Here is a 23,905-nt window from a genome sequence, read left to right on the forward strand (position 1 = left end):
GCTTCGCCTCGTCGGTGCAAGACCGCAGCCTCACACCCTCGAAACCCGCGATGCCTTCCGCGCTGGCAGGACGCCTTCGGCGGGCCTATGCCCATGCGCCGTGCCGGGTGTCAGGCGCGGGGCTGCGGCACGAGGCGCACGGTGATCCAGCGAGTCTGTTCCGGCTATCCGCCGAACGATGCGTTGACGGAGGGGCTCGCTTTTCGTCCAGGCTGCAGCAATATCCGCAAAACCCAAGTCGCCTCGGATGGACTTCCGCACCTGTGATGGCAGACTCGTCGAAAAGCAGAATTGGCCATCTTCCAATACGTAAACGGCTTCTGCAATCCACGCCGAAGGCACTCAGCACCGGGCTGGAAAAGCCCCGTCGCTTTCGAACGGAAGGTGGCTAGAACGAGCACTTGGGGCGGCACCAAAACGGGACAGATGCCTCCACGATGATGACGCTGACCGTGCCGCTGCTTTTTCCTCTGGTGACGGGGCTTGGCCATATCGCCGTGCTGTTCGGCATTCTGGTTGTCCGCATGACCGAGACCGCACGCGTCTCCCCGCCCGTCGGCACGAATGTCCACGTCCTGAGCGGCGCGGCGCTGGACACTCCCCTGATCTCCATTTTTCGCGGGACCGGGTCCTTCGTGGTCGCCGACATCCAGCACGCTGCGTTGCTGATGGCCTTTCCGATTCTCGTTCCCTGGTTGCCGTCGCTTTGACCCAGGAACACCGTCATTCGGGCAAGGTGGTGGTCTCGCCGCGGTGCCGGTCTTTCACGATGCCCGCCGCGCACCATGCGTCGAACAGGGCCAGCACCGTGTGGCAGAATGCGTCGTCGTTGATATGGGCGTCCAGTTCCATGAGCGTGACGGTTGGCGGACAGTGTGCACGCAATTCCTCGACAAAGGCCTGAAGGCCCTCCGCGTCGTGCAGCGGGCCGCCGGGGCGGTCCCATTCGTTGCCACCCTGCAGCGGCAGAACGAAGGTCACCGGGGCCGCTGCCAGTGCGAGCCGGTCGCACAGGGTCCGGGCCATCTCGCGCCGTTGGTCCAAGGTCATCATCACGGACGACAGCAAGCGATTGTGGGCATGAACTGCCTGCCCCCGCGCCCTGGCGGGGACCTCCTGCCAGCCGGCGAAATCCACGAGGTCATAGCATCCGGGCGCCACGATCTGCGGAATGCCCGCCCGGCCCGCGTTGGTCATGCGGTCGGCGCCCGCCGTGATGGTCGAGCCCATGATCAGATTGCCGACTTCCTGCGGGGCGAAGTCCATGACGGCGGCAAAGGCACCCTGCGCGGCGAGGCTTTCGAAGGCACGTCCGCCCATGCCCGTCGCATGGAAGACCGCGACCTCGTAGCCGCGTTTTTCGAGTTCGGGCTTGAGCGTCACCATGTATCGCAGGACCGTCTTGCCAAAGGAGGTCATGCCGATCAGCGGACGGTCCCGTTTCGGAGGCTCGACAGCGCGGGCAGCCCCCAGAACGGCCCCGGCGGCTTGTGACAGCGAGGCCTTGCAGACCGAGTTCAACCCGTAGAGCCCCCCGGCCCAGAGGATCATCTGCACGTCCGCAGGCAGGCGCTCGGCGGGGATCAGGGGGGAGAAGCTTACCGTCGAGACGATGTACTTGGGCACCCCCAGCGGCAGGGCCGAGCAGACGTCGAGCGCAAGGTCGGTGCCCATGGTACCGCCGAGCACGATGACGCCGTCGAAGCGTCCCTCGCGATGCAGACGGGCCGCCAGCAGTGACGCGCCCTTGGCCATGATCTGCATGGCGAGGTTCTCGTCGCCGCCGTCGATGGCCTCCCGGATCGTGTGGCCGCCCTCCTGCGCGACATCGTGCTTCGAGAGATCGCAGGGTCGGGACGGATCGCCCAGAACGCTGACGTCCATGGTCAGGACCTGTCCACCCTGACCGCGGATCACGTCGGCAAGGTAGTTCAGCTCGTCGTCCTTGGTGTCATAGGTTCCGACGATCAGGATGGTGCGGGTCGTCATAGCTTGATCCAGGCTGTCTTGAGGTCGAGATACTTGTCGAAGGCGTGCAAAGACTTGTCGTGGCCATTGCCGGATTGCTTGACGCCGCCGAGGGGCACGGTGCCGTCCGATCCGCCGTAGGTGTTGACATGCACGAGGCCCGCCCTGATCCGCTGCACCATGCGGTGCGCGCGCGACAGGTTGGACGTCCAGACCGCCGCAGCGAGGCCATAGTCGGTGCCGTTGGCAATCGCGACGGCTTCGTCCTCGGTGTCGAAGGGGATCACGGCGAGGACCGGGCCGAACACTTCCTCCTGCGCGAGGCGATCCTCCGGGGTGACGCCCGTGATGATGGTGGGGGCCATGTAATAGCCACCAGTCTCTTCGTGCATGCGATGACCGCCCGTGACGATCCGGCGGCCCGCCGCGCGGGCCTCCTCGACGAACCGCAGGGTCTGCTCCAGTTGCGTCAACGAGTTGACCGCGCCTGCGGCGGTCGCCGGGTCCAGCGGGTCCCCGACGGCCATGGTTTGCGCAAAGGTTGCCAGTTCCGCGACAAACGCATCGTGGATGGAGCGCTCGACCAGAAGCCGCGATCCGGCAATGCAGACCTGCCCGGAATTGCGGAAGATGCCGTTGGCGGAGACCTTCACCGCTTCCTTCAGATCCGGCGCGTCAGCGAAAACGATGTTCGGGGATTTGCCACCAAGCTCCAGGTAGACGCGCTTCATGTTCGACCGGGCGGCGTATTCCAGAAGTCGACGACCGGTGCGCCCCGAGCCGGTAAAGACCAGAACGTCGACCTCGTTGGACAGGGCTATTGCCTCTCCCACTGTCGCACCAGGGCCGGACACCACGTTCAGCACGCCCGGTGGCAACCCGGCGTCCAGTGCCAGTTCCGCGATGCGGACCAGCGTCAGTGAGGCCGTTTCCGCCGGTTTCAAGACCACGGAATTGCCTGCCGCCAGCGCCGGAGCGAGCTTCCAGGCTCCGATCATCAGCGGGAAGTTCCAGGGCACGATAGCCCCGACCACGCCGACCGGCTCTCGGTGGACGAGTCCCAGGACACCGGGCTCGGTCGGGGCGATTTCGCCGTAGAGCTTGTCCAGAGCCTCCGCGTAATACCGGATGGTGGCGACGGCGGAGAGTGGCTCCGCCTTGAGGGCCATGCCGATTTCCGTTCCGTTGTTGCGCACGCCGAGGACGGCGAGGTCCAATGCCTCCTGCTCGATCAGCTCCGCCCACTTCAGCAGCACGGCCTTGCGGCGCGCGGGCGGCAGCCCGGACCAGCGGCCATCGTCGAAGGCACTGCGGGCGGCGGCGATGGCGGCCTCCGCGTCGGCCTTGTCACCCCAGGCCATCGTTGCGAAGGGCAAACCGTCGACAGGAGAGATGACGTCGACGGTTGCGCCATCGGAGGCCGCGCAGCGCTTGCCGTCGATGATGTGCCGCGCGGGCGGGACGGGTGCGTGGCGGAGCGCCGCGATACGGTCGAGGTCGAGCATTACTGTCCCATGTGCGTATTGTGAATGTCATGGTCTTCCTCGCCCTCCTGCGCCGCGTGTTCGCGGATCACGGTGCGGACGTGCAGGGCCAGCACCGCGAAAATGGCCAGGAAGAGCAGGAAGGCGATGGGGCGGTCGATCATGTCCCAGGGCGTCTTGATCCGCGCCATGGCCGAGCGGAGCTTCACCTCCATGATGTTGCCCAGCACCATGCCGAGGATGATCGGCACGATGGGCAGGTTCAGCCGTTTCAGGATCAACCCGAAGACCCCGAACCCGGCGGCGATCATGCAGTCGGTCAGCGAGTTGCGCAGCGAGTAGACGCCGACGAAGCTGAGCAGGAGGATCATCACGCCGAGAAAGCGGGTCGGGATGCGGATGATCCGGGTCAGCAGGTTGGTCGAGACCATCAGGAACAGGATCACGATCACGTTCAGCAGGATCAGCGCGAGATAGAGAGCATAGACGAAATCCAGCTGGTTCTGGAACAGGCCCGGGCCGGGGATCACGTTGTGCACGTAGAAGACCGAGAGCATCATGGCGGTCAAGGCTTCGCCCGGGATGCCGAGCGCCAGCAACGGGATCATCGCGGCGGCGGGCACGGCGTTGTTCGATGCCTCGGAGGCGATCAGACCCTCGGGCGAGCCTTTGCCGAACAGCTCGGGCGCTTTGGAAGTCTTCCGGGCGTAGGTATAGCTGAGAAACTGCGCTGTGAACTCGCCGACGCCGGGGATCATGCCCATCAGGACGCCGATGCCGGAGGAGACGGTCGCGACACGCTTGTGCCGCGCGACCTCGCGGAAGCCCGACGTGAGCGAACCGGTGAGCGGCTGCGCTTTCGGGCTGTCGTCCCGTTCGACCAGCAGCAGGAAGGCCTGCGACAGGGCGAAGAGGCCGAGAACGACTACGATCAGGTTGACGCCCGAGGAGAGCCAGGACTGCCCGAAGGTGAAGCGTTGGGTGTAGGTCACCGCGTCGAGACCGATGGTCTGCAGGAAGATGCCCAGCATGGCGAGCATCCCGGCGGCAAAGACCTGCCCACGGTGGGCGAGCACCACCAAGACGATGCCGAGCAGGGCGGCGAGGAAGATCTCGCGCGAGCCGAACATCGGGGCCACAAGTGCCAGCACGGGAGACAGGAAAATCAGGCACAGGATGCCGAAGATCCCGCCCCAGAAGCTGGCGGTATAGGCCAGCGACAACGCCCGCCGTGCCTCGCCCTTCTGAGTCATCGGGTAGCCGTCATAGGTGGTCAGCGCGTTGACGGCGGTGCCCGGGGTGTTGATCAGCACGGCGGGGAGAGCACCACCGTACATGCTGGACCCATAGATGCCGAGCAGCATGGTCAAGCCGACGATCGGTTCGAAGGCGAATGTGGCGGGCAGCAGGATCGCGATGGCGACGGCCGGGCCGACACCGGGGATCGCTCCGATGATGACGCCGCCGATGGAGCCGACGAGCAGCGCCATCACCACGTCCCAGCGCATGAGCAGTTCGGCACCGGCGAGAAGGGTTTCCATGATGCGTGGTCCTCAGAAATAGGTCAGCATGAACTGGCGCAACCCGTCCGGTAGGAACTCGTAGACCGCGCCGCCGGGCAGCTTCACCTGCAGGAAAGCCTTGAACAGCACCACGATGGCGAAGGCCGTGATCGCGCCCCAGCCCAGCATCCTGAGCGAGCCGTAGCCGCAGCGGATCAGCAGGAGAACCGCGAAGACCACGGTTGTCGGCAGGTATCCGGCATAGGGCACGACAAGGGCATAGACGATGAACCACGCGGCGAATTCCAACGAACGTGCCCAGGTCAGCACCTCGCGCCAGCGCCCCTCCAGCCGCTCGGACAAGGCCGAGCCGGCGAGGTGAAGCGCCGCGAAGAGGGACATGCCGATCAGCGAGACGGTGGGCCAGAAACGCGGCTGTGCAAACAGTTTGCCGCCGGGTTTCCAGACCGTCTCGGATGCGATCTGCGACAGCAGGAGCAGCGAAATGGCGAGGAAGACCCAGGCAAAGACGATGTCACCGGGCCGCCGGTAGCGGCGGAACATGGCTTTCAGTGTCCGGAATCCGGCCATTCTTACCCCCTGTCATGAAGCGGGCGGCCGATGGGCCGCCCGTGGTCTGGTATCACTGGTCAAGCATGGCGCTGATGCGCGCCAGCGTTTCCTGGTCCTTGGCGATCTGCGCCTTCACGGCGTCGGCGTCCTGCCAGTAGACCAGTGCGCCGGTCTCTGCGGCGAGCTTCTGCGCACGCTCGGACATGACCGTTTCCCTGGCGACGGCGATGATCTTCTCGCGCACATCGTCCGGCGTTCCCTTGCGGACGAAAAGCCCGTTCCACAGCGCCGCGTCGAGCGTCGGGGCCAGTTCGGCCACCGTCGGTGTGTCCGGCGTCAGAGCGATGCGCTCGGCACCAATGGAGGCCAGAACCTTGACCTTGTCGAGGCAGGGGAGGATCAGCTGAAGCGTCGTGTTGATCACGTCCACGTCGCCCGAGGCCAGCGTATTGCAGTCCAGTGTGTCGAAGGCGGCGTCGGCCGCGTAGGAGAAGCCCATCTCCTTGGCCAGCGCCATGGTCACCCGTGTTGGCACCAGCGGCGTGCCGAAGTGGCCGAGCACGACGTCGTTGCCCTTGGCGTAGTCTGCCAGCCCCGCCATGTCGTCGTAGGGTGCGTCGCCGCTGGCGGCGATCACGAAAGGATAGGTCAGGAAGTTGCCGAGCGGCTCGAACGGGTCGGGGTTCAGTTCGGGAATGCCGATCTGCGGGCCGACGACGGGAATGGCGATGATGAACGATCCGATGGTGTAGCCGTCAGCATCCGCATTGGCCACCTCGACGGCACCCGGGAAGGGTCCGCCGCCGCCGCCGGGCTTGTTCACCACCGCTGCGGGCACGCCGTATGTCTTCTGGAAATCCTCGGCAATCATCCGGGTCAGCACGTCTTCGAGATCGCCCGGAGGCCACGGCACCACGAATTCGACCGGCTTTTCCGGGTATTCGGCCTGGGCGGCCAGGGGCAGCGTCAGGGCGAGCGCTGCGGCGGTGGCGAGCAGTTTCTTCACGGGAGACCTCCATTGTTGGACGGTTCATTATTTGAACCGTTGGTATAAAATATTCTTGCCAATCTCGGATGCGTCTGTCAACAATTGTCTCACCTGCAACGAACAAACATTGTGACACGCCGGCAAGGACCGATGGGAACGATTACCAAAGCCCTGGAAATGCTGAATTTCTTCTCTCGCGAGAAGCCTGAGATCGGTCTGGGCGAATTTGTGCGCCTGACCGGGCGGGACAAGGCAACGGTGCATCGACATCTTGGAGAACTGGAGGAAAACGGGTTTCTGGAGCAGCTTCCCGTCAGCCGTGCCTATCGGCTCGGCCCGGCGATTCTGCGGCTTGCGGCGGTGCGCGAGACGACTCATCCGGCGCGGCGCCTGCTGCGTCCGATCGTGAGCCAGCTGGCGGACGATATCGGCGAGCTGGTTCATGTTTCGCTGTTGCAGGGCGCCCAGTTGTCGCCGGTCTTTCATGCCGATCCCAAATGCTACGGAACCCAGGTTCATTTCGATGTTGCCGAGATGCTGCCGCTCCATGCGACGTCCTCGGGACAGGCGGTGCTCGCCTTCGCCGCGCCGGAGCTGTGCGAGCGGGTCCTTGGGGGTCCGCTGCCCCGTTACACCGACGAGACGACGACCGACCGTGAGAGCCTGCTTGCCATGGTCGAACGCGCCCGGGAAACCGGCATCGGCAAGGCCGAGCGTACCTTCGACGAGGAGGTGACCTCGGAAAGCATCGCCCTGTTCGACGCCGCCGGGCAGCCGGTTGGTGCGCTGGCGGTGATTGTCCCCGCCGTGCGCGCGTCGGAAGAGAAATGGTCCCAGATCCGCCCGCTGCTGATCGACGCGGCGCGGGCGGCCACGCATTCGCTCGGGGGCGTCCTGCCGCCCTCCCATCCCCTGAAATAGCCGGTGCACCGGCCCGCTGCCCCAAGAGGTCCGCCATGAAAGACACGAATTTCCTCAAGGAACACAATGCCCGCACCGTCTGGCACCCGATGGTCCATCCTGCCGAAAGCCAGGCGAACCCGCCGGACATCATCACCCACGGCGATGGTGTGCGGATCACCGATGTCGACGGGCACCAGGTGGTCGACGCGGTCGGGGGGCTCTGGAACGTGAACCTCGGCTATTCCTGCGCCCCGGTGAAGGAGGCCATCGCGCGGCAGCTGGACCGGCTGCCGTATTACTCGATCTTCCGGGGCACCTCGAACGATGCGGTGATCGAACTGGGGGAGATGCTGAAAGAGTTTTTCGCGCCGGATGGGCTGACGCGGGCCTTCTATACCTCGGGCGGCTCGGATTCCGTGGAAGTGGCGCTGCGGCTGGCACGACAGTACCACAAGATCCGGGGCGAGGCCGGGCGGATCAAGTACCTGTCGCTGAAAAAGGGCTACCACGGGACGCATACGCTGGGCGCGAGCGTCAACGGCAATTCGAACTTCCGCACCCAGTACGAGCCGCTGCTCCCCGGCTGCTACCACGTTCCCGCACCCTACACCTATCGCAACCCGTACGGCGAGAGTGATCCGGCGCGGCTGGCGCAGCTGGTGCTGTCGGACATCGAGGACGAGATCCGCTTTCAGGACCCGTCGACCATTGCCGCCTTCATCATGGAGCCGATACTCGGCGCCGGTGGTGTCATCCCGCCGCATGAAAGCTTCATGCCGGGGGTGCGGGAGATCTGTTCGAAGTACGGCATCCTGCTGATCGCGGATGAAGTCATCACGGCCTTCGGTCGCACGGGCGACTGGTCGGGCTCGCGGCACTGGGGCGTGCAGCCGGACCTGATGTGCACTGCAAAGGCGATCACCAACGGGTATTTCCCGTTCGGTGCCGTGATGATTGCAGCAAGCGTGGCGGAGGTCTTCGAGAAGGACACCTCTGGCAAGGCTGCCATCGCTTCGGGGTACACCTATTCTGGCCACCCGGTCGGCGCGGCTGCGGCAATTGCCTGCCTCAAGGAAACGCAGCGCCTGGCCGTCAAGGACAACGCCGCCGCGCGTGGGGCACAGCTGTACGCCGGGCTTCTGGCGCTACAGGAGAAATACGCGCTGATTGGCGATGTCCGTGGCGGGCACGGATTGATGTGCGCGCTGGAGTTGGTCTCGGATCGCAGCAGCAAGGCCCCGGCGCACAAGGACACCCTCGCGCGCATCCACCGCGCGGCTTTCGAGGCGGGCACGATGATCCGGATCTCCGGCCCGAACATCATCCTGTCGCCGCCGCTGGTGCTCGACTCGACTGACGTCGAGACGATCCTGTCCGGACTGGACGCGGGCTTCGCGGCGGTCAGCTGATCAGCCCGGGAGACTGGAGAATCCAAGGTTCTTGCAGTCCGGACGTCGCTACCCTGTCCAGTCCTCTGGGGGGCATGGGCCACCGCCATCGGACCGGCGCCGCCGATAGCGGTCCCTTCCGATGAGAGGGACTGCGCCATCAGCCGGATAAAGGCAGGGTTACAGAACGGCCCGGGGACCGGATGGCGGCAGCCCGGACGATGCGCCCTGTGCGTCCCGAGTGCTGCGTTTGATTGAATGCCGTGCATTCCGAAGCGTGGTGTGCGATTATCGGTTACGCTTTTGCGTCTACAGGTTTATTTCTTTGGATCTTTCCGGTTTGCCTCTCTGGATGACCTTCCATGCACGCTGACACCTGCATTGTTGACCTCGGTCCGCTCCGATTCGACCCGCTTCTGAGGCGCCTGTCGTCCAGGACGGGTCAGGACGTGCCTCTGCGTCCGCAATCGACCGAGGTGTTGCGGGTGCTGGTCGACAAGGCTGGCGAGGTGGTGACGAAAGATGCGCTGATTGCGGCGGTCTGGCGGGACGTGGCCGTCACTGATGACAGTCTGACCCAGTGCATCTCAGACATCCGCCGCGCACTTGGAGACAGCGGCCGCAGCCTGTTGCAGACGGTTCCGCGGAAGGGATACCGGCTTGTCATCCCGCAGGCCCAGGACGCGCCAGAAAAAAGTCATCCAAAGCCGCGTCGCAGACGGTTCATCCCTGCCGCCCTGGCCGCCGTCGTGGTCCTGTGCGGGGCATTGGCCGCGATGGGCTTGCGACTGTCGGGACCGGAACAGACGGTCGCCGGGACGGTGACCATCCCCGCGGACGACCGACCCTCGGTTCGGATCATGCCGTTTGTCAGTCTCGGCGACGATCCGCGCTGGCAGCGGATCGGGCTCGGCATGGGAGCGGAAATCGCGGCGGCGCTGTCTCGGGATAGAACCCTGCACGTCATCGGTGCCGAGAACCATGGCCTGAACGTGCCGGATCTGCCGACGCGGTATCGGGTCGATGGCACCCTCCTGTCCGCAAACGGGACCGTGCGGGCGACCGCCAGCATGGTCGAGACGGACACATCCCGCATCCTCTGGAGCGGGGCCTGGGTCCTGCCGGACAGCGAGGTCACCCATGTCATCGACACCGTGACGGGCAAGGTCCTGTCCGGTGTCGGCGACCGCATCAGCGGCGCGATCAGTCAGGCCGAAGCGGAGAACGCCCGGCGCCGGGTTCCGGCCACTCTGGGTGCGCTGGATCTGTACATGCTGGGGTTGCAAGCCAAGAACAGCTATTTTCTCGACCCCGACGATCCGACTCCGCTGCGCGAGGGAGTCGGTTACCTGACCCGTGCCATTGAAGCGGACCCGGATTTCGCCGCCGCCCATGACGTGTTGGGCTGGGTGCAGAATTTCCTGGCTGACGTCACGCCCGACCTCGACGCCGCCCTGGCGCTGTACGAGGCATCCAACGCCAATGTGCGCAAGGCGGCCCGACTGGACCCGGGCGATGCGCTGATCTTGGCGCACCTGGCGATGGTCAGGACCTTCGAAGGCGATTTCGCAGGGGCCTGGCAGGATGCGCAGCGGGCGGTGGCCCTCGCCCCCAATACTGCCGACGTGCTGGCCATGGCCGCATCCGCCTACCCGTTCAACGACCTGCAGGCAGAGGGACCGTCGCAGGCGGTCGCGTGGTCGATGCGGGCGCTGGACCTCAATCCCGCCGCGCCCGCCTGGTATCACAGCGCCCTTGCCTTCTCGGCCTATTATGCGGGTGACATGGAGACGGCACTGCGGGAGGCGCGGAAGTGCCGGATGCCGTTCATGGCCCCGGTCCATGCGGCTGCGGCAGCGGCGCTTGGGGAAGCCGCCGAGGCCGAGGCGGTGCTGGACAGGTTCCGGCGCCTCGCATCCTTTCCGTCACTCGAAGACTACTACTTCGTGGATGCCTACGCGGTGCCGGCGCTTGTGCCCCTTGCCGAGGGATTGGAACGGACCAGCTGGCCGGTCACGCGAGCGCAGGCCGAGGCACGGCTTGCGCAGAAGTGACGGCAGTCAGTTTCCGGAACGCGCTTCAAGCATCTTGTCGTGATGGACCGCGTACACCGGCGCGGCGGACACCTCGATCATCGTGCCGGCGCGGCTGAAACGGTAGAGCGTTCCATGTTGTCCTGTGTGGCTCAAGGCGACGGCGCCCCACATCCGCCGGGCACGCATGTGGGCCATAGGTGGCGACGACGTCGAAACGGTCGCCCGCCCGCACGTAGTAGACGGCCATGTCCACACCGCCCCCGTGCAGGGAAACGCCTTGTATCGGTGTCGTCAGCCGGATGATGTCGGCGTTGGCGACCTGGCCCAGGGTCAGCAGGGCGGCGGCCAGGATAGGGAAGAAGGTCATGTCGGCAATCCGATCGTTTCGGGGAAGGGGATCAGCAACGGCTGTAGATTTCGCCCCAGAAGGCGCGGTTCGGCAGCGGGTCGGTGGCGTGGTTCCGGGCAAGGAACAGGCCGCCGAGGCGATAGGCCTCGCGCTCGCCCTGATTGCGGCACTGCCAGCTGTCCATGACACCCGACAGGCGCTGTGCGTGGTGGACCAGTTCATGCAGCAACTGCTCCTGGAAAATCGGATCCTGCAAGGGATCGTCGCCGGGCCACGCCGGTTCCGGGGTGAGCAGGAATATCGTGCCGTGCGGCCCGTCTTCGTGGCTGTAGAGCGCGATGACCCGCGCGTCTACGCGGCTGGCCGGGATGTCCTGAGGCGCGTCACGGTAGAATTCCGCCGTCAGCGCCTCCGGCGTCAGAAGCGCGATGTCGGGGAGCGGCATGGTCGCCGTGTCGTAAGACGAATGGGCGGCGATCCATGCCATGAGGGCGGTTGCAAGGGCGTTCATCGTGGGGGTCTCCCGGAGTGGCTGATATGACCGGATCAGCCAGCGACACAGCTGTGCCGAACGTCCTGAAGAAACCTCGGAATTTATCTGAAATCTTATGAAAATCCTTGTTTGACAACGGTTTGCCCCCGGACGCCAGCATAGGGCAAAGCAAGTCTCACGTGCTTGTGCCTCCTGCACTGGGCTCCTGTCCGTGGCCGCGCCACGGCAGGGTCAACATCCTTGGGAAGAAATCGGGCCAATCCGGCGAATTGCGCATTGTCAGCGTCGCTCGGGCCAATGGTGCGTCACGCATGACCCTTTCTTGCGAAGTCCGCCCGGCGTCAGGGATCGGCGAGTCCGTCGAGGAACGCCACCGCTGCCCGGGACAGGCGCTTGTCTTCCGGCCAGATGACGTTCCAGTCACGGAGGATCGGAAAGGAGTCGATGTTCAGTTCGACAAGGTAGCCGTGACGCAGTTCCAGTTCGATGGTGCTGCGGCTGAGGACCGACAGGCCCAACCCGGACATCACGCCCTGTTTGACGGCTTCGTTCGCCCCGAGTTCGATCAACTTTTCCGGCGACACGCCTGCGGCGTCGAAGGCCCGCTCCACCGCAAGCCGCGTGCCCGATCCGCTTTCGCGCGTCAGGAACGGATAGCGGGCGAGGTCCGCCAGGGTCAGGGACGCGCGCCCGGCCAGGGCGTGTCCCGCAGGGGCGATCACGACCAGCGGATTCTTCGCAAAGACCCGGCTTGCTGCCTTCAGTTCGCGAGGCGGCGTGCCGAAGATGTAAAGATCGTCGGCATTCGCGGCGAAGCGGGCCATCAGCTCCTCTCGATTGCCGACGGTCAGGGTGACGTCAATGCCAGGGTAGGCCGCGATGAACGCGCCGATGCGCCGCGGCATATCATATTTCGCCGTCGACACGACCGACAGCCGCAGGCGCCCGCGCGCCAGACCGTCGAGTTCGGCCAGCGCCATGTCGAGGTTGTCCACCTCTTCCAGCATGTGCTGCGCCGAATGCAGGACCAGCCTGCCAACGTCGGTCAGGTGCAGGGTCTTGCCGATCCGCTCGATCAGTTTCTGGCCCAGATGCTCCTCGAGCTGGCGGACCTGCGCAAATGTCGCAGGTTGCGTCAGGTTCAGCGTATCCGCCGCCCGGGTGTAGGAGAGTTGCTGCGCAACCTCCCGAAATATCTGCATTTGTCTCAGCGAGTAGCGCATGAAATAAAGGATCGCATAGTCTTGGAATAAAAACTATTCATTTTTCTTTATTTATTCCGCATGGCTTTCTGCCCGGGACACAAGTGGCCGGCCTCTGGTGCCGCCCACGGGGAGGAGACCCAGGACCATGAACATACAGACCCCCAGGAAATACGACGCCGGTGTGAAGGAGTATCGCTCCACCTATTGGGAGCCGGATTACACCATCAAGGAAACCGACATCCTTGCCGTCTTCAAGGTGATCCCGCAGGACGGCGTCCCGCGCGAGGAAGCCGCCGCCGCCGTGGCCGCCGAGAGCTCGACCGGCACCTGGACCACGGTCTGGACCGACCTGCTGACCGACCTCGACCACTACAAGGGCCGCGCTTACCGAATCGAGGACGTGCCGGGGCAAGACGAGGCGTTCTATGCCTTCGTCGCCTATCCCGCCGATCTGTTCGAGGAGGGTTCGGTGGTGAACGTCTTCACCTCCATCGTCGGCAATGTCTTTGGCTTCAAGGCCGTGCGGTCGCTGCGGCTAGAGGACGTGCGCTTCCCGATCTGGTTCGTCAAGACCTGCTATGGCCCGCCGCACGGCATCCAGGTCGAGCGGGACAAGATGGACAAATACGGTCGCCCGCTGCTGGGCTGCACGATCAAACCCAAGCTGGGCCTGTCAGCCAAGAATTACGGTCGCGCCGTATACGAAGTGCTGCGCGGCGGGCTCGATTTCTCCAAGGACGACGAGAACGTCAACTCGCAGCCCTTCATGCGCTGGCGCGACCGCTTCCTGTTCTGCCAGGAGGCCATCGACAAGGCACAGGCCGAGACCGGCGAGCGCAAGGGCCATTACATGAACGTCACGGCGCCCACGGTCGAGGAGATGTTCAAGCGCGCCGAGTTCGCCAAGGAGATCGGCACGCCGATCATCATGTCCGATTACCTGACGCTGGGCTGGGCGGCGCACAACTCGCTGTCGAAATGGTGTCGTGACAACGGCATGCTGCTGCATGTCCACCGTGCGATGCATGCCGTCATGGACCGCAACCCCAACCACGGCATCAACTTTCGCGTGCTGGCCAAGCTGCTGCGTCTCCTTGGCGGCGACCACCTGCATTCCGGCACCGTGGTGGGCAAGCTGGAAGGCGACCGCAACGCGACGCTCGGCTGGATCAACCTGATGCGCGACCGGTTCATCAAGGAAGACCGCGCCATGGGCATCTTCTTCGACCAGGACTGGGGCTCGATGCCGGGCGTCTTCCCGGTCGCTTCGGGCGGCATCCATGTCTGGCACATGCCGGCCCTCGTCTCGATCTTCGGCAACGACTCGGTCCTGCAATTCGGGGGCGGCACGCTCGGTCACCCGTGGGGCAATGCCGCAGGGGCGGCCGCCAACCGTGTCGCACTGGAAGCCTGCGTGCAGGCCCGCAACGAGGGCCGCGAGATCGAGAAGGAGGGCAAGGACATCCTGATGGCGGCGGCCCGGCATTCGCCCGAGTTGAGGGCCGCGATGGAGACCTGGAAGGAAATCAAGTTCGAGTTCGACACGGTCGACAAGCTCGACGTGCAGCACCGCTGATATCCCCGCGAACCCCGAAGGAACATGACAATGAGCAACGTCCAAGACTACCCCTCGCGCCTGTCCGACCCGGCCAGCCGCAAGATGGAGACCTTTTCCTACCTGCCGCCGATGACAAAGGACCAGGTCCGCAAGCAGGTGCAGTGGATCGTCGACAACGGCTGGAACCCGGCGATCGAACACACCGAACCGGCCAATGCCGGCGGCTACTACTGGTACATGTGGAAGCTGCCGATGTTTGGCGAAACGGATGTGGACGCGATCCTGGCCGAGATCGACGAATGCCACGACGCGAACCCGGCGCACCATGTCCGCCTGCTGGGCTACGACAACTTCACCCAGAGCCAGGGCGCCAACATGGTCGTCTATCGCGGCCAGATGGTCTGAGCTGTCCTGATCGGAAAACCCGGGCCGTCCGCGACAGGGCGCCCCAACCCCGGGGAGGAGCAACCCATGAAGGACGCACTTGACGATTTCCGCGTGGCCGAAGCCCCGTACTGGCGCGAGACCACGGATGAGGTGGCGCTGTTCACCGCCGCCTGGGAGGCCCGCATTCCCGTCATGCTCAAGGGCCCCACCGGCTGCGGCAAGACCCGTTTCGTCGAGCATATGGCCTGGCGGCTGGGTCGTCCGCTGGTGACGGTGGCCTGCAACGAGGACATGACCGCCTCGGATCTGGTCGGTCGGTATCTGCTGGATGCGGACGGCACCCGCTGGCAGGATGGACCGCTGACCTTCGCCGCCCGGCATGGCGCGATCTGCTATCTCGACGAGGTGGTCGAGGCGCGGCAGGACACCACGGTGGCGATTCACCCGCTGACCGACGACCGCCGCGTGCTGCCCCTGGACAAGAAGGGAGAGTTGCTCCGGGCTCACCCCGATTTCCTGATCGTCATCAGCTACAACCCGGGCTACCAGTCGTTGATGAAGGACCTCAAGCAATCCACGAAGCAGCGCTTCGGGGCGATGGATTTCACCTGGCCGGGGCCGGAGGTCGAGGCCGAAGTTGTCGCGCATGAATCCGGAGTCGATGAACAGACCGCGCAGAAGCTGGTCGAGATCGGCGCCCGGTCGCGCAACCTCAAGGGACATGGACTGGACGAAGGTGTGTCGACACGGATGCTGATCCACGCGGGGCGGCTGATCCGCGGCGGCATAGACCCGCGCGCGGCCTGTTCCATGGCCCTTGTGCACTCCATCACCGACGATCCGGACATGCGTGATGCTCTCGATGCCGCCGTCGCCACCTGGTTCTGACCCCCTGCCACCCGAGCACGCCGCCCTGCCTGACGGATTGCCGACGCCGGTGCGCGAGGCCCTTTTCGCGGCCTTGCCGGACGCACGCCGCAAACTGTCGCCCAGGGCGCTCGACCTTTGGCTGAACGGGGTTGCCTCGCTGTCGCGGCTCGGACGCGGCGAAGATCCGGTGATCGCCTGGATCGAAGCGGGCGCGGCGCTGGCCGCGGATCTCGGCGAGGACGTGCTGTCCGAACTCCTGCCGCTGCTGCTGGGATTTGCCTCGCGCACCTCCGGCGCCGTCATCGCGCGGCTGCTGGAAACCGCGCCGCTTGCCGGCCGTAGGCTCGGCGACGCCACGCTGTTCCTGCACTACCTGCGCTTCATCGAACACATGCTGGCGCGGGCCCCGCGGGCCGTCCGGCCGATGCTGGACCAGCTTCAGGACCTGCTCGACGTGCTGACCCTTGGCGGCCTGCGCCGCTGGGCCGACTGGGGCATCGACGCGCATCGCAGCGATTTCAGGGAACTCACCCGCTACTTCGCGCTCCAGTCCGAGGAAAGCCGCGCGATCGTGCAACGCGAGCGCAAGGGCACGCTGCTGGTGGACGTGCAGCGGCGGCTGATGATGTATCTCCGGGCGCTCTGGGGGCGGGATTTCACCATCACACCTACCTCGGGGGATTTCGAGGACCGGTCCGGCCTGCGCCCCTATTACGAAGCCTTCAGCCTGCACCTGCCCGATGCGCTGGACGACTGGCAGCCAGCAGGTAGCGATGCGGCAGGGCAGGAAGCTAAATCGGTTCCCGCGCTGGACCTGTTCCGTGCGCAGACGGCACATCTGGCGGCGCATCTGGCCTGCCTGCGCAAACCGATCCGGGGCGAAGGGCTGAACGCGTTGCAATCCACCTGCATCGGCTTGATCGAGGACGCCCGCGCCGAGGCGCTGGCCATCGCCCGTCTGCCCCGATTGCGCGACCTCTGGGCGCGGTTCCATGGCCAGACGGGCAGCGGCATCGCGGGTGAGTTCGACCGCATCGCGCGGGCCTTGCTGATCCCCGGACGGAGTGCCGGAAGCCCCCTTGCGGATTGGGCGCGCGGGCAGTTCGCGACGCTCGATCTGACCGATCCTGAAGCTGCCCGCAGGCTTGGTCTGCAACTGGCCGACCGGCTGCGCGGGCTGCCCTATTCGGCTTATAACGATCATCCCGCCTGTCCTTATCGCTGCGACAACCGGCTTCTGTGGCAGTTCGAGGAGGTGGAATTCGACGCCGGCCATCTGCCCCCGCCGCAGGTGCGCAAGTACGTCAGCGTCACCGAGATGGTGAACGAGGTGGAGGTCGAGACCGCAGGCGACGATGCACAGGAAATCTGGGTGCAATCCGCCGAGTTTTTCGACGACGACGGCACCAGCTTCAACGAGAGGGAAGGCCGCGACCCCGTCGCGCCACCGGTCTTCTACGACGAGTTCGACCACAGGATCCAGATGATGCGCCCGGCCTGGGCGACCGTGCTGGAACGTCGCCCGAGGCTGGGCGATCCGGGGATGGCCAAGGCGATCCTCGACGAACACCGCCCCGTCCTGCAATGGCTGAAGTACCGGCTTGAGGCGATGCGCCCGCAGGGACCGCAGCGCATCCGCAAGCTGGAGGACGGTGACGAGATCGACATCGGCGCCGCGATCACCGCCGCCATCGACGTTCGCATGGGCCGCCAGCCCGACCCGAGGGTGATGATGCGGCAGGTCCGCAAGACGCGCGACACCGCCGTGATGGTTCTGCTGGACCTGTCGGAGTCCACCAACGACCCCACCGCCGACGGCCAGACCGTGCTGGACCTGACGAAATCCGCCTGCGTGTTGCTGTCCGAGGCGATCCACCGCGTCGGCGATGCCTTCGCGATCCACGGCTTCTGTTCGGATGGGCGGGCTCAGGTGCACTACGAGCGGTTCAAGGATTTCGGCCAAGGCTGGGACGCCACCGCCGCAGCGCGGCTGATGGGGGCCAAAGGGGAGCTGTCCACCCGCATGGGCACGGCGATCCGCCATGCCACAGCGCAGATGGCACGCGTCATGGCCGCGCGCAAGCTGATGCTGGTCCTGACAGACGGCGCGCCCGCCGACATCGACGTGCGCGATCCGCAATACCTGCGCGCCGATGCCCGGCGTGCGGTGGAAGAGGCGCGGAAGGTGGGTATCACGCCCTTTTGCCTGACGCTCGATCCCGGCGCGAATGCCTATGTGCAACGCATCTTCAGCCCGCGCGGCGCGATGATCCTCGACCGGGTGGAGCGTCTGCCCGAACGCTTGCCGCAGCTCTACGCCGCGCTCACCCAGTGAGTTTGGGCAGGTAGACACCCCCGAGCGCCTCGATCTCTTCGGCGCAGCGCTTCGTTGCCATGGAAATCGACGTGGCATCGGGTGTGCCGGGGATCATGTACCAATGCCGCATGACCGGCAGGCCCATCCCGCGCAACAGCACCAGCCGCCCGGCCTGCACCTCGTCATGCACGGTATGCAGCGACAGGAACGCGATACCCAGGCCTGCAAGCACCGCCTGCTTGATCGTCTCGTTCGACGGCATGACCACCATCCGCGGGGCGTGGCCCTCGGCCAGGCGTTCGATGAAGCGCTGCATCAGGATGCGCGTGCCGGACCCGTCCTCGCGGCTCAGGAAGGTCTCCCGCAGCAGTGCGGCGGTGTCGTAGCCGTCCTGTCCCGCCAGGGGATGATCCGGTGGCAGGACGACGCCATGCGGATGCGGCCCCAAGGGCACGGCGCGGGCAAGCGCATTGCGCGGCGGGCGACCCATGATGGCAAGGTCGTAGTCGCCCCGGTCCAGCGCCGCGATGGTCTCGCTGCGGTTGGCGACGCGCAGCGTGATCTCCACATCGGGGATTCGATCCTGCAGGAGCCGTACGAGTCGGGGCGCGAAATACTTGGCAGTGGACACCGTGCCGAGCACGACATGGCCGCTGCGACCCTGCGAAATGGCCGCGATCTGGCGTGCGGCATGCGACAAAACGGCCTCGATCCGTTGTGCGGCGATCACCATCTCCTGTCCGGCCTGCGTCGCGTGGAATCCCGATCCGTCAGCGGCGCGCTGCAACAGGGACTGCCCCGCGGCAGACTCCAAGTTCTTGATCTGGCTATGAATTGCGGGTGGCGTCTGGTGCAGGCTTTCCGCTGCAAGCGTCAAAGACCCGGTCTCGACAACCGCGAGAAGGGCGCGCATCTGCTTCAGTGTCAGGGCATCGAGACGCATGATTCAATTTTTCTGATGCAAACTTCCATTTTTTTAAATTCCTCAAAAACCCGGCTTGCCGCAAGCATTGAGTTGTCAGGGAGGACAACCCATATGCAAGCTCTTGATCGAATGCCACCGGGGGCAGACCCCGCGCTGGCAGCGGAAATCGACCGTCTGGCCGGTGTCGCGGCGAAGCTGGCCCACCGCATCGCACGGGGCGGGATCGACGAGGCGCTCGGCGGAGCCGTCGGCACAAACACCGATGGCGATGCGCAGAAGGCGCTGGACGTCATCGCGGATGAAGCGTTCATGGAGGCCCTGCGCGGGGGCGCGGTGCGCCACTACGCGTCCGAGGAACAGGACGCCGTCGTTGTGCTGAACCCGCAGGGCCGGTTTGCCGTGGCCATCGACCCGCTGGACGGATCGTCCAACATCGACACGAATGTCTCGATCGGCACGATCTTCGGCATCTATCCCGCCGAGGACACGACCGGGGCCTCGTTCCTCCGGCCGGGCCGCGACCTGCTGGCTTCGGGCTATGCGATCTTCGGGCCGCAATGCGCGCTGTTGATGACGCTGGGCGACGGGGTGCTGAAATACGTGCTCGATCCCGAAACCGGGCGGTTCACACTGACCGCTGCGCCCGCGCCGATCCCGGCGGATTCCATCGAATACGCCATCAACGCATCGAATTACCGCCACTGGAACGCGCCGATCCGCGCCTATGTGGATGACCGCGTCGCCGGGGCCGAGGGTCCCACGGGCCATGACTTCAACATGCGCTGGATTGCCTCCCTGGTTGCCGAAACGCACCGCATCCTGACCCGCGGCGGGATATTCCTGTATCCGTCCGACGCGCGGCCCGGCTATCTCCATGGTCGGCTGCGCTACGTCTATGAATGCGCGCCGATCGCCTTTCTGGTCGAACAGGCGGGCGGGCGTGCCACCGACGGGCAGGAACGCATCCTCGATGCGGTGCCGGACGCCCTGCATGCGCGCACGCCCTTCGTCTTCGGCTCCGCCAACAAGGTCGCCCGCGTCGCAACCTATCACGACCTGCCCGCCGAAGAGACATCCGCGCTCTTTGGCAAGCGCGGCCTGTTCCGCGCCTGACCGCAAGCCCGAGGATCATCCCATGAGCACCAGATATCCCATCATTTCCGTCACCGGGTCTTCCGGCGCGGGCACCTCGACGGTCAAGAAGACCTTCGACCAGATCTTTCGCCGCGAAGGCATCACCGCCGTGTCGATCGAAGGCGACGCCTTCCATCGCTACAACCGCGCCGACATGCGGGCCGAACTGGAGCGGCGGCAGGCCGAAGGCGACCAGACGTTTTCGCATTTTTCCTACGACGCCAACGAACTTGGCGAACTCGAGCGTGTATTCCGCGAATATGGCCAGACCGGCAAAGGCCGCACCCGCACCTATGTCCATGACGCCGAGGAAGCGGAACGGACCGGCGTGCCACCTGGCGAATTCACCGCTTGGGCGCCCTTCGAGGACGGGTCGGACCTGCTGTTCTACGAGGGTCTTCACGGATCGGTCGTCAACGACGAGGTCAACCTGCCCGCGCTGGCCGATCTGAAGATCGGCGTGGTGCCTGTCATCAACCTAGAATGGATCCAGAAGATCCACCGGGACCGCGAAAGCCGCGGCTATTCCACCGAGGCGGTCACCGATACGATCCTGCGCCGCATGCATGCCTATGTGCACTGCATCTGCCCGCAGTTTACCGAGACCGACATCAATTTCCAGCGCGTGCCGATGGTCGACACGTCGAACCCGTTCATCGCGCGCTGGATCCCGACGCCGGACGAGAGCCTGATCGTGATCCGCTTCAGGAGCCCGCGCGGCATCGACTTTCCCTATCTCACCTCGATGATCCATGGCTCCTGGATGAGCCGCGCAAATTCCATCGTGATCCCCGGCAACAAGCTGGATCTGGCGATGCAGCTCATCCTGACCCCGCTCATCGAACGCCTTGTCACCGTCGCGCGCAAGGCGCGTGCCTGAAGGAGAACCGACATGACCGCCCCGATGACCCAGGCCGACGAGCGCCGCATGGCAGGTGCAATCCGCGCCCTTGCCATGGACGCGGTGCAGGCCGCCAACTCCGGCCATCCCGGCATGCCGATGGGCATGGCCGATGTCGCCACCGTGCTGTTCAACCGCTTCATTACCCTCGACCCGGCAGCGCCGGACTGGCCGAACCGCGACCGCTTCGTCCTCTCGGCGGGGCACGGGTCGATGCTGCTTTATGCCGTCAACCACCTGCTGGGCTATGACGACATGGACATGGACCAGCTGCGCAACTTCCGCCAGATGGGCTATCGCACCGCAGGGCACCCGGAATATGGCCATGCCAAGGGGATCGAGGTCACGACCGGCCCGCTGGGGCAGGGTCTGGCCACCGCTGTCGGCATGGCGATTTCGGAGCGGCTCGGGCAGGCGCGGTTTGGCGATCTGATCGACCATTTCACTTATGTCATCGCTGGCGACGGCTGCCTGATGGAAGGCGTCAGCCACGAGGCGATCGACATGGCCGGGCACATGGGCCTCGGTCATCTGATCCTGCTCTGGGACGACAACCGCATCACCATCGACGGCGACACGGACCTGTCGACCTCGACCGACCAGATGGCGCGGTTTGCCGCTGCCGGATGGCATGTGCTGGCGGTGGACGGCCACAACGCCACGGAAATCGCCGACGCGCTGGAAGAGGCCCGCCGCGACCCGCGCCCGTCGATGATTGCCTGCCGCACCGTGATCGGCTACGGCGCCCCCAACAAGCAGGGCAGCCACGACGTGCATGGCGCACCGCTGGGCGAGGCTGAAATCGCCGCCGCGCGGCAGACACTGGGCTGGACCCACCCCGCATTCGAGGTGCCGGACGACGTATATGACGCCTGGTCCGCCATCGCGGCGCGTGGTGCAATGGCCCGGGCGGCTTGGGAAGACCGGTTGTCGGCGTCACCGCACCGCGCAGCGTTCGAGGCGCATCGCGCCGCTGATCCCGCCGCGCTGGGGGAGGCAATGGCGGCCTACAAGGCGTCACTCGTCGCGGACAAGCCAAAGGTCGCCACTCGCAAGGCCAGCCAGATGGCGCTGGAGGTGGTGAACACCGCCTTGCCCTTCACCATCGGTGGTTCGGCCGATCTCACCGGATCGAACCTGACCCAGACCAAGAGGCTGACATCGGTGGCGCCCGGCGATTTCTCCGGCCGCTATCTTCACTACGGCATCCGAGAATTCGGCATGTCGGCGGCGATGAACGGCATCGCGCTGTCGGGACTCTTCCGGCCCTATGGCGGAACCTTCCTTGTCTTCGCGGACTATGCCCGCCCGGCGATCCGGCTGGCGGCGCTGATGCAGGTGCCCACGATCTTCGTGATGACGCATGACTCCATCGGCCTTGGCGAGGACGGCCCGACCCACCAGCCGGTGGAGACGCTGGCCTCGTTGCGCGCAATCCCGAACCTGTGCGTGCTGCGCCCGGCGGATGCGATGGAAACCGCCGAAGCCTGGGAAATCGCCCTCGCATCCACCAGGACTCCGGTGGTGCTGGCGCTGTCGCGCCAGAACCTGCCCGCGCTGCGCCATGCCGTGACGGAAAACCTGTCGGCCAAAGGTGCCTACGTGTTGCATGAGGCGGACGGCCCCCGCGACGTGACGTTGATCGCCACGGGATCGGAGGTCGAGATCGCTATCACTGCGGCCAACCGGCTCGCCGGGACGGGCGTTAAGGCCGCGGTCGTCTCGGCTCCGTCCTTCGAGCTTTTCGCGCTGCAGGACGACGCCTATCGCGCACAGGTGCTGGGGTCCGCGCCGCGCATCGGTGTCGAGGCGGCGATCCGCATGGGATGGGACGCGGTGCTGCGGCCCGAGGACGGATTCATCGGCATGACCGGCTTCGGCGCCTCCGCCCCAGCGGACCTGCTCTATGACCATTTTGGACTCACGGCGCAGGCCGTGGCCGACGCTGCCATCGCCCGGCTTTGATTCAAACGGAACGACAAGAAAGATCAAGGACATGACAGTGAAAGTCGCCATCAACGGATTTGGCCGCATCGGCCGCAACGTCCTGCGCGCGATCATCGAATCCGGCCGCACCGACATCGAGGTCGTCGCGATCAACGATCTCGGCCCGGTCGAAACCAACGCCCACCTGCTGCAATACGACAGCGTCCATGGCCGCTTCCCGGTCGAGGTGTCCTCCGGCGACGACTGGATCGACGTGGGCCGCGGGCCGATCAAGGTGACCGCGATCCGCAATCCCGCCGAGCTGCCGTGGAGCCACATCGACGTGGTGATGGAGTGCACCGGCATCTTCACCTCCAAGGAGAAGTGCAAGGCGCACCTGGAGAATGGCTCTAAGCGCGTGCTGATTTCCGCCCCCGGCGACGGTGCCGACAAGACCATCGTCTTCGGCGTCAATGACAGCGTGCTGACCAGCGACGACATCGTCGTCTCCAACGCCTCCTGCACCACGAACTGCCTGTCGCCGGTGGCCAAGGTGCTCAACGATACCGTCGGGATCGTGAAAGGCTTCATGACCACGATCCACAGCTACACCGGTGATCAGCCGACGCTGGACACCATGCACAAGGACCTCTACCGCGCCCGCGCGGCCGCGCTCTCGATGATCCCGACGTCCACCGGCGCGGCGAAGGCCGTGGGGCTGGTTCTGCCGGAACTGAACGGCAAGCTCGACGGGGTCGCGATCCGCGTGCCGACGCCGAACGTCTCCGTCGTCGACCTGACCTTCGAGGCGTCCCGCGCGACCACCGTGCAGGAGATCAACGACGCGATCCGCGATGCCGCCGACGGCCCGCTCAAGGGCATCCTCGGCTACACCGACAAGAAACTCGTCAGCTCCGACTTCAACCATGACCCGCATTCGTCGGTCTTCCACACGGACCAGACCAAGGTCATGGACGGCACCATGGTCCGCATCCTGA

The 23,905-nt window shown here is 65.4% G+C and carries 21 protein-coding genes; 12 read left to right on the top strand and 9 right to left on the bottom strand.

Annotated elements, in window-relative coordinates:
• Nucleotides 1-437 precede the first annotated feature (437 nt).
• Nucleotides 438-710, top strand: coding sequence for a TRAP transporter large permease subunit (locus tag ACP159_RS24655; protein WP_425102342.1), 273 nt, complete (start codon nt 438-440; stop codon nt 708-710).
• A gap of 13 nt (nt 711-723) precedes the next feature.
• On the opposite strand, the gene ACP159_RS24660 is transcribed toward ACP159_RS24655, so the two are convergent.
• The 5 genes from ACP159_RS24660 to ACP159_RS24680 are packed head-to-tail and all read right to left on the bottom strand — an operon-like array spanning nt 724 to nt 6,533.
• Nucleotides 724-1,989, bottom strand: coding sequence for a Tm-1-like ATP-binding domain-containing protein (locus ACP159_RS24660; protein WP_425102343.1), 1,266 nt, complete (start codon nt 1,987-1,989; stop codon nt 724-726).
• Nucleotides 1,986-3,473: an aldehyde dehydrogenase gene (locus tag ACP159_RS24665; protein WP_425102344.1), complete on the bottom strand. Its 1,488-nt coding sequence runs from the start codon at nt 3,471-3,473 to the stop codon at nt 1,986-1,988. Before ACP159_RS24665 ends, ACP159_RS24660 begins: the two co-directional genes overlap by 4 nt.
• A complete protein-coding gene (locus tag ACP159_RS24670; RefSeq protein WP_425102345.1) occupies nt 3,473-4,993 on the bottom strand; it encodes a tripartite tricarboxylate transporter permease in 1,521 nt (506 codons plus the stop codon). Before ACP159_RS24670 ends, ACP159_RS24665 begins: the two co-directional genes overlap by 1 nt.
• Before the next feature lie 12 nt (nt 4,994-5,005).
• The gene (locus ACP159_RS24675; RefSeq protein ID WP_425102346.1) at nt 5,006-5,545 is read right to left on the bottom strand and encodes a tripartite tricarboxylate transporter TctB family protein; all 540 of its coding nucleotides are present in this window, start codon (nt 5,543-5,545) and stop codon (nt 5,006-5,008) included.
• 52 nt (nt 5,546-5,597) lie between these two features.
• Entirely contained in the window at nt 5,598-6,533 is a 936-nt protein-coding gene (locus ACP159_RS24680) for a tripartite tricarboxylate transporter substrate binding protein (protein ID WP_425102347.1), read from the bottom strand.
• 132 nt (nt 6,534-6,665) lie between these two features.
• On the opposite strand from ACP159_RS24680, the gene ACP159_RS24685 reads away from it, so the two are divergent.
• The 3 genes from ACP159_RS24685 (at nt 6,666) to ACP159_RS24695 (ending at nt 10,860) form a co-directional block, all read left to right on the top strand.
• Complete coding sequence (locus ACP159_RS24685; RefSeq protein ID WP_425102348.1) at nt 6,666-7,436, top strand: IclR family transcriptional regulator; 771 nt, start codon at nt 6,666-6,668, stop codon at nt 7,434-7,436.
• A gap of 35 nt (nt 7,437-7,471) precedes the next feature.
• Complete coding sequence (locus tag ACP159_RS24690; RefSeq protein WP_425102349.1) at nt 7,472-8,827, top strand: aminotransferase class III-fold pyridoxal phosphate-dependent enzyme; 1,356 nt, start codon at nt 7,472-7,474, stop codon at nt 8,825-8,827.
• 428 nt (nt 8,828-9,255) lie between these two features.
• Nucleotides 9,256-10,860 (top strand): winged helix-turn-helix domain-containing tetratricopeptide repeat protein, encoded by a 1,605-nt coding sequence (locus ACP159_RS24695; protein ID WP_425102350.1) that lies wholly within the window; start codon nt 9,256-9,258, stop codon nt 10,858-10,860.
• 25 nt (nt 10,861-10,885) lie between these two features.
• Here ACP159_RS24695 and ACP159_RS24700 read toward each other — a convergent pair whose 3' ends face one another.
• From ACP159_RS24700 to ACP159_RS24710, 3 genes are all read right to left on the bottom strand, one after another.
• Nucleotides 10,886-11,209: a hypothetical protein gene (locus ACP159_RS24700; protein WP_425102351.1), complete on the bottom strand. Its 324-nt coding sequence runs from the start codon at nt 11,207-11,209 to the stop codon at nt 10,886-10,888.
• 31 nt (nt 11,210-11,240) lie between these two features.
• The gene (locus tag ACP159_RS24705) at nt 11,241-11,702 is read right to left on the bottom strand and encodes a hypothetical protein (RefSeq protein WP_425102352.1); all 462 of its coding nucleotides are present in this window, start codon (nt 11,700-11,702) and stop codon (nt 11,241-11,243) included.
• 323 nt (nt 11,703-12,025) lie between these two features.
• On the bottom strand, nt 12,026-12,907 hold the full coding sequence (locus ACP159_RS24710) for a LysR family transcriptional regulator (RefSeq protein WP_425102353.1): 882 nt from the start codon (nt 12,905-12,907) through the stop codon (nt 12,026-12,028).
• Between the two features lie 127 nt (nt 12,908-13,034).
• Between ACP159_RS24710 and ACP159_RS24715 the strand changes: the two genes are divergently transcribed.
• The 4 genes from ACP159_RS24715 (at nt 13,035) to ACP159_RS24730 (ending at nt 18,039) form a co-directional block, all read left to right on the top strand.
• The gene (locus ACP159_RS24715) at nt 13,035-14,465 is read left to right on the top strand and encodes a form I ribulose bisphosphate carboxylase large subunit (RefSeq protein ID WP_425102354.1); all 1,431 of its coding nucleotides are present in this window, start codon (nt 13,035-13,037) and stop codon (nt 14,463-14,465) included.
• 30 nt (nt 14,466-14,495) lie between these two features.
• Nucleotides 14,496-14,852, top strand: coding sequence for a ribulose bisphosphate carboxylase small subunit (locus tag ACP159_RS24720; protein WP_425102355.1), 357 nt, complete (start codon nt 14,496-14,498; stop codon nt 14,850-14,852).
• A gap of 66 nt (nt 14,853-14,918) precedes the next feature.
• Nucleotides 14,919-15,722 carry a CbbQ/NirQ/NorQ/GpvN family protein gene (locus ACP159_RS24725; RefSeq protein WP_425102356.1) on the top strand — a complete coding sequence of 268 codons (804 nt, stop codon included), beginning with the start codon at nt 14,919-14,921 and terminating at the stop codon, nt 15,720-15,722.
• A gap of 73 nt (nt 15,723-15,795) precedes the next feature.
• Nucleotides 15,796-18,039 (top strand): nitric oxide reductase activation protein NorD, encoded by a 2,244-nt coding sequence (locus ACP159_RS24730; protein WP_425102357.1) that lies wholly within the window; start codon nt 15,796-15,798, stop codon nt 18,037-18,039.
• On the opposite strand, the gene ACP159_RS24735 is transcribed toward ACP159_RS24730, so the two are convergent.
• Complete coding sequence (locus tag ACP159_RS24735) at nt 18,029-18,964, bottom strand: LysR family transcriptional regulator (protein ID WP_425102358.1); 936 nt, start codon at nt 18,962-18,964, stop codon at nt 18,029-18,031. The genes ACP159_RS24730 and ACP159_RS24735 overlap by 11 nt on opposite strands.
• A 93-nt stretch (nt 18,965-19,057) precedes the next feature.
• On the opposite strand from ACP159_RS24735, the gene ACP159_RS24740 reads away from it, so the two are divergent.
• From ACP159_RS24740 to gap, 4 genes are all read left to right on the top strand, one after another.
• Nucleotides 19,058-20,059, top strand: coding sequence for a class 1 fructose-bisphosphatase (locus tag ACP159_RS24740; RefSeq protein ID WP_425102359.1), 1,002 nt, complete (start codon nt 19,058-19,060; stop codon nt 20,057-20,059).
• A 22-nt stretch (nt 20,060-20,081) separates the two neighbouring features.
• On the top strand, nt 20,082-20,960 hold the full coding sequence (locus ACP159_RS24745) for a phosphoribulokinase (protein WP_425102360.1): 879 nt from the start codon (nt 20,082-20,084) through the stop codon (nt 20,958-20,960).
• 12 nt (nt 20,961-20,972) lie between these two features.
• A complete protein-coding gene (gene tkt / locus ACP159_RS24750; RefSeq protein ID WP_425102361.1) occupies nt 20,973-22,946 on the top strand; it encodes a transketolase in 1,974 nt (657 codons plus the stop codon).
• 31 nt (nt 22,947-22,977) lie between these two features.
• A partial coding sequence (gene gap / locus ACP159_RS24755) for a type I glyceraldehyde-3-phosphate dehydrogenase (RefSeq protein ID WP_425102362.1) occupies nt 22,978-23,905 on the top strand: 928 nt, incomplete at its 3' end.

Origin of the sequence: Tropicibacter sp. S64 (assembly GCF_049803835.1) — a bacterium.
Classification (GTDB): Bacteria; Pseudomonadota; Alphaproteobacteria; order Rhodobacterales; family Rhodobacteraceae; genus Pacificoceanicola.